The organism is Streptomyces sp. NPDC050610 (assembly GCF_040654875.1).
GTDB lineage: Bacteria > Actinomycetota > Actinomycetes > Streptomycetales > Streptomycetaceae > Streptomyces.
The window spans coordinates 284,209-290,205 of the sequence record NZ_JBFAIV010000009.1 but is presented as its reverse complement, the minus strand read 5'-3'; the positions used below and the strand labels follow the sequence as shown (position 1 = coordinate 290,205).

Here is a 5,997-nt window from a genome sequence, read left to right as displayed (position 1 = left end):
GTGCTGTGGCTGGAGCGGGGCGAGCTGTTGATGGACGGTCCGACGGACGAGGTCATCAAGGCGTACGAGAAGGAAACCAACCGCTGACACCACCGTCTTGATGCCACCGTCCTGATATCAGGACGGTGCGGAGGGGCCGGTGGCGTGAGCGGGTGCGGAGGCCCGTACAAAGGGATACCGAGCGGCGACGGGCGCGGGGTCCGCGCGAGGGGCGCCGGACGGGAACGGGCGCGGTGGCCGTACAGCGGTGTGAGCTGCGGACGACAGCGGGGCAGAGGGGCATGGAGCGGAACGGATGCGGCTGACGATCTTCTGGCAGCGGATGGCGGATCACTTCGGTGAGGGCTACGCCGACTCCTTCGCGCGCGATCACGTGATGGCGGAGCTCGGGGGGCGGACTGTGCACGAGGCGCTCGCCGCGGGCTGGAGCGCCAAGGACGTGTGGCGCGCGGTGTGCGTCTCGATGGACGTGCCCCACGACAAGCGCTGAGCCGCGGGGCAGCGCGGGGACACCGCGGCCGATGGGCCAGACTGGCCCCCGTGGCCCCGACAGATGAGACCGCTCAGGATGACCGCCGGCCGCCCGCGCCCGGCTCCCGTATGCCTCGCTGGCTGCCGCGAGCCATGGCGCTCGCGCTGGTCCTCTTCGCCTGCTTCCAGCTCGCCAGCTGGGCCTTTCACCAGCTCATCGGGTTGCTGCTGAACATCCTGATCGCGTTCTTCCTCGCGCTCGCGGTCGAGCCGGCGGTGGATCGGATGGCCGCGCGCGGCATGCGCCGCGGCCTCGCCACCGGCCTGGTCTTCCTCGGGGTCGTCATCGTCTCCGCCGGTTTCTTCGCGCTGCTCGGCTCGATGCTCGCCGACCAGATCTCCAACATGGTCGACGACTTCCCCTCCTATCTCGACTCGGTGATCAGCTGGGTCAACAAGACCTTCAAGACCAGCCTGAACCGGGTCCAGGTCCAGGACAGCCTGCTGCACTCGGACTGGTTGCAGAAGTACGTGCAGAACAGCGCGAGCGGCGTGCTCGACGTCTCCGCGACCGTGCTCGGGGGCCTGTTCCGGATCCTGACGGTGCTGCTGTTCTCGTTCTACTTCGCGGCTGACGGGCCCCGGCTGCGGCGCGCACTGTGCTCCGTGCTGCCGCCCGGCCGCCAGGCGGAGGCGCTGCGCGCCTGGAACCTCGCGGTCGCCAAGACCGGCGGCTACATCTACTCGCGCGCCCTCATGGCCGTGGTCTCCGGCGTCGCCCACTACATACTGCTGCAGATCCTGGGCGTGCCGTACGCCCCGGCGCTCGGGATCTGGGTGGGGTTCGTCTCGCAGTTCATCCCGACGATCGGCACCTACCTCGCGGGCGCGCTGCCGATGCTGATCGCCTTCACGGTGGACCCCTGGTACGCGGTGTGGGTGCTCTGCTTCGTCGTGGTGTACCAGCAGTTCGAGAACTACGTGCTGCAGCCGCGCATCACCGCGAAGACCGTGGACATCCACCCGGCCGTGGCCTTCGGGTCGGTGGTCGCGGGGACCGCGCTGCTGGGGGCGGTGGGCGCGCTGATCGCGATTCCGGCGACCGCGACGCTGCAGGCGTTCCTCGGCACGTATGTGAGGCGCTACGAGATCACGGACGAGGCGCGGCTGCCCGACCGCCGGCGCCGCGTGCCGACGGGGCGGGTGCGTCGCGCCCTGCGCAGGAACCCGCCGCCTGACGGTCGGGGCAATCCGCCCTCTGACGGTCGGGGCGATCTGCCACCTGACGGTCGGGGCGATCTGCCGTCCGACGACCGCGATGACGAGGGCTGAACCCGGCTGCTCCGGCCGCCGAGCCCGCCGCCGAGCCCGCCGTTCCGGGCGGCGTGGTGCGCTTGACACCGAAATCGAACAACCATTCTTATAGGGGTTCCGGCCCTGGTTGCCGGGACGGTCCCGGCCGAGTTATCCACAGGGCGGCACGACGTCAGGGCCGATTGTCAGTGGCAGGCGTTAGCGTCGTGGACGTGAAGCGATCGACTCAAGCAAATCGGGTGGAACCCATGGCAGGTACCGACCGCGAGAAGGCGCTAGACGCCGCGCTCGCACAGATTGAACGGCAATTCGGCAAGGGCGCCGTGATGCGTCTCGGTGACCGGCCGAACGAGCCCATTGAGATCATCCCCACCGGGTCGACCGCACTCGACGTCGCGCTCGGCGTCGGCGGCCTGCCGCGCGGCCGCGTGGTGGAGGTGTACGGCCCGGAGTCCTCCGGTAAGACGACCCTCACGCTGCACGCCGTGGCCAACGCGCAGAAGGCCGGCGGCACGGTCGCCTTCGTCGACGCGGAGCACGCGCTCGACCCGGAGTACGCCAAGGCGCTCGGCGTCGACACGGACAATCTCATCCTCTCCCAGCCGGACACCGGCGAGCAGGCGCTGGAGATCGTGGACATGCTGGTCCGCTCCGGCGCCCTCGACCTGATCGTCATCGACTCCGTCGCCGCCCTGGTGCCCCGTGCGGAGATCGAGGGAGAGATGGGCGACTCGCACGTCGGTCTCCAGGCCCGGCTGATGAGCCAGGCGCTGCGCAAGATCACCAGTGCGCTCAACCAGTCCAAGACCACCGCGATCTTCATCAACCAGCTCCGCGAGAAGATCGGCGTGATGTTCGGCTCCCCGGAGACCACGACCGGTGGCCGCGCGCTGAAGTTCTACGCCTCGGTGCGGCTCGACATCCGCCGTATCGAGACCCTCAAGGACGGCACCGACGCGGTCGGCAACCGCACCCGTGTCAAGGTCGTCAAGAACAAGGTCGCGCCGCCCTTCAAGCAGGCCGAGTTCGACATCCTCTACGGGCACGGCATCAGCCGTGAGGGCGGCCTGATCGACATGGGCGTCGAGAACGGCTTCGTCCGCAAGGCCGGCGCCTGGTACACGTATGAGGGCGACCAGCTCGGCCAGGGCAAGGAGAACGCCCGCAACTTCCTGCGGGACAACCCCGACCTCGCCAACGAGATCGAGAAGAAAATCAAGGAGAAGCTGGGCGTGGGCGTGAAGCCCGAGGAGCCTTCGGCCGAGCCCGGCGCGGACGCGGCCGGCGCGGCGGCAGGCGACGCCGCCAAGTCCGTCCCGGCCCCGGCGACGAAGGCCGGAGCCAAGGCCGCCAAGACGGCGGCGGCCAAGAGCTAGCCCATGACACGGCGAACCGATTGGCCGGACAGCCCCGGCGCGGGCGATCTGCCGGGTGACGGGGAAGGGGAGCGGGAAGGGAGCTTCGGCCGGAGCCGCGCGGGCGGCAGACGTACGGGCGGACGCGGGGGCGCCGGCCGTACGGGCAGGGGGACCGGCAGCCGTGCGGGCGGTGGCACGGCGCAGGGCCCCGACGCGGCGCTGGACTCCGGCGCGGAGGACGGCGGGCCGGGGGGCCGGGGCGAGGCGCCGCGCGACCCAGGCGAGCAGGCACGGGCGATATGCCTGCGGCTGCTCACCGGATCACCGCGCACCCGCAAGCAGCTCGCGGACGCCCTGAGCAAGCGCGACATCCCCGAGGACGTGGCGGAGGAGGTGCTGTCCCGGTTCGAGGACGTCGGGCTGATCGACGACGCGGCGTTCGCCGAGGCGTGGGTGGAGTCCCGGCACCGCGGCCGGGGCCTCGCCCGCCGGGCCCTCGCACGCGAGCTGCGCACCAAAGGGGTGCACACCGCGCTCATCGACGAGGCCGTCGGGCAGCTCGACGCCGAGCAGGAGGAGCGCACCGCCCGCGAGCTCGTCGCGCGGAAACTGCGTGCGAGCCGCGGCCTCGACCGGGAGAAGCGGATCAGGCGTCTCGCCGGGATGCTGGCCCGCAAGGGATACCCGGAGGGCCTTGCCCTGAGGGTGGTGCGCAGGGCGCTGGAGGAGGAGGGCGAGGACCCTGAGCTGCTGGAGTACCACCTGCCCGAAGCGTAGTCCGAGGACGCCTGGCATCGGGGACGCCTGGCACCGGGGACGCGTAGGCCCAGGCCGCTTGGCTTCGGGGGCTCGTAGCTCCGGATGGGTGGTTCTGGGACGAGTGGCTCTGGGGCGCGTGATTCTGGGACGGGGGCTTCGGAATGTGTAACTCCGGCGTGGGTGGCTCTGGGGTGCGTGGTTCGGCGCTGACCGCGTCGCGGTCAGCGAACGCGCCGCCGGCGACCTCGGCCTGAACCTCGGCGACAGCCTCGGGGCGACGCTCGGCGACGGAACGCCCGTCACCCCTCACCGTCGCCGCCGTCTGCGCCGACGGCCTGGGGTTCGGCGACCTGACGGTGTCCCACGCACTGCTGTCCCGACACGTCGACAACCCCCTCGCCCGCGAGGTCTGGGTCAAGTCCTCCGGCACCCGATCCCAGCTCACCGCGGCAGTCCGGGGCTTCCCCGGCGTACGGGTCGTCCCCGCTGCCGACTCCGTGCGGCTCCAGTCCGCACAACAGGAGTCGAACGCCGAGGTCGACAACCTCGCCATGGGGCTCGTCCTGACGTTCACCGCCGTCGCGGTCGTCAACACCCTGGCGATGTCCACCTCGGAGGGCGTCCGCGAGTTCGCCTTGCCGCGGCTGGGCGGGGCGACCCGCCGTCAGGTCCTGCGGATGCTGTGCGTCGAAGCGGCGGCCGTACTGCTGCTGGCGGCGGTACTCGGCAGCGGGATCGCGCTCGCCGACCTGACCGCGTTCAGCCTCGGCATGACGGGCGAGGCGTCGCCGTCGGTGCTGCCGGTGGTGTACGCGCTGGTGGTCGGCGTCGCCGCTCTCCTCGCCCTCGCGGCCACCGCCCTGCCGGGCCGGACAGCGCTCAGGCCGTGCTCCGCCGAGGCGGCCACGGTGAGGGAGTGACGGCGGGGCAGGGGAGTACGGGCGGTGCTTTCCCGGCGGATACGCGCCGCTCCAGCCGCCCGTACCGCCCCGACCCCGTACCGTAAGCCAGCCGGGCAGCCGGGCAGCCGGGCAGCCGGGCAGCCGGGCAGCCGGCCGGGCAGGGCTACCGCCCCTCGCCCGCTTCGGCCCCCACCCCCACCCCCTCCACCGGCAGTCCAGCCTCCCGCCAAGCCTGGAAGCCGCCTGTCAGGTCCGTCGCGTGGCGCAGACCCAGTCGTCGCAGGCTGACGGCTGCCAGGCTCGACGCGTACCCCTCGTTGCAGATCACGACCACGCGCAGGTCATGGCCGACGGCCTCCGCCGCGCGGTGGTCGCACGTCGGGTCGAGGCGCCATTCCAGTTCGTTGCGCTCCACGATCAGGGCGCCGGGGATGACGCCGTCCCGGTCGCGCAGCGCCGCATAGCGGATGTCGACCAGCAGTCCGCCGCTGTCGCGGACGGCCGCGGCCTCGTGCGGATCGAGCCGGTTCAGTGCGGCCCGCGCCTCGGCCAGCAGTTCATCGACCGTCATGCCCACTCCTCATGCCCACTCCTCGTGTCGCTTGCCATGCCGGCTCCCCCCCCGCCCACTCCCCGTGTCCGCTCCCATGCCCGTTCGTCACGCCGGTGCGCCGCGCCCGTTCATCACGCCCATTCCTCGGCGCGCTCGATCTGTTCGAGCCGCAGCAGCGGGCCCGTGCGGCTATAGCGCCGCATGAGCGGCAGCGGCGGATAGTACGCGTGCACCGACACCGCGTGCCGGTCCTCGGACGCGTTGAACACCTGGTGCACATGGTGCGGGCCGAAGGCCCGGCCGCGGCCGTCCGAGAGCCGGCGGCGGCGGTCGACGCCGTCCGCCAGTTCGAGGGTCTTCCAGCCCTCGGTGGGCAGCTGGGCCGCCAGGGACTGCTCGGTCAGTTCACCGGCCGCCGCGGCGAACGCGCCGTGCGAGCCGCCGTGGTCGTGCCAGCCGGTGCCGGTCCCCGGCGGCCAGCCGATCAGCCACGCCTCGCTGCCGCCCGGCCCCTCCAGCCGCATCCACGTGCGGCCTTCGGGGTCGAGGGGCAGCGAGGCCACCAGCGCGGCGTCGTCGGCGATCTGCCGTGCGAAGCCGAGGAGTTCGGCGGCGGTGGGCGGAGTCACACCTTCCGCCG

7 protein-coding genes and 1 pseudogene are annotated in these 5,997 nt (G+C 71.9%); 6 read left to right on the top strand and 2 right to left on the bottom strand.

The features are described 5' to 3' along the window. The 6 genes and pseudogenes from AB0I22_RS14800 to AB0I22_RS14775 all read left to right on the top strand — a co-directional run. Positions 1-87, top strand: a pseudogene (locus AB0I22_RS14800) (ABC transporter ATP-binding protein); the annotation flags it as partial. 208 nt (positions 88-295) lie between these two features. Beyond that, the gene (locus AB0I22_RS14795) at positions 296-490 is read left to right on the top strand and encodes a DUF3046 domain-containing protein (RefSeq protein ID WP_363131124.1); all 195 of its coding nucleotides are present in this window, start codon (positions 296-298) and stop codon (positions 488-490) included. A 110-nt stretch (positions 491-600) separates the two neighbouring features. Then, entirely contained in the window at positions 601-1,803 is a 1,203-nt protein-coding gene (locus tag AB0I22_RS14790) for an AI-2E family transporter (protein ID WP_363131139.1), read from the top strand. 230 nt (positions 1,804-2,033) lie between these two features. After that, positions 2,034-3,161 carry a recombinase RecA gene (recA, locus tag AB0I22_RS14785; RefSeq protein WP_363131123.1) on the top strand — a complete coding sequence of 376 codons (1,128 nt, stop codon included), beginning with the start codon at positions 2,034-2,036 and terminating at the stop codon, positions 3,159-3,161. Positions 3,162-3,164: 3 nt separating this feature from the next. Beyond that, positions 3,165-3,920 carry a recombination regulator RecX gene (gene recX, locus AB0I22_RS14780; RefSeq protein ID WP_363131122.1) on the top strand — a complete coding sequence of 252 codons (756 nt, stop codon included), beginning with the start codon at positions 3,165-3,167 and terminating at the stop codon, positions 3,918-3,920. Between the two features lie 338 nt (positions 3,921-4,258). Then, complete coding sequence (locus AB0I22_RS14775) at positions 4,259-4,822, top strand: FtsX-like permease family protein (RefSeq protein WP_363131121.1); 564 nt, start codon at positions 4,259-4,261, stop codon at positions 4,820-4,822. Positions 4,823-4,967: 145 nt separating this feature from the next. Here the strand turns inward: AB0I22_RS14775 and AB0I22_RS14770 are convergent, their stop codons facing one another. Then, positions 4,968-5,375 (bottom strand): rhodanese-like domain-containing protein, encoded by a 408-nt coding sequence (locus AB0I22_RS14770; RefSeq protein ID WP_363131120.1) that lies wholly within the window; start codon positions 5,373-5,375, stop codon positions 4,968-4,970. A gap of 113 nt (positions 5,376-5,488) precedes the next feature. After that, entirely contained in the window at positions 5,489-5,986 is a 498-nt protein-coding gene (locus AB0I22_RS14765; RefSeq protein WP_363131138.1) for a cysteine dioxygenase, read from the bottom strand. Positions 5,987-5,997: the final 11 nt, after the last annotated feature.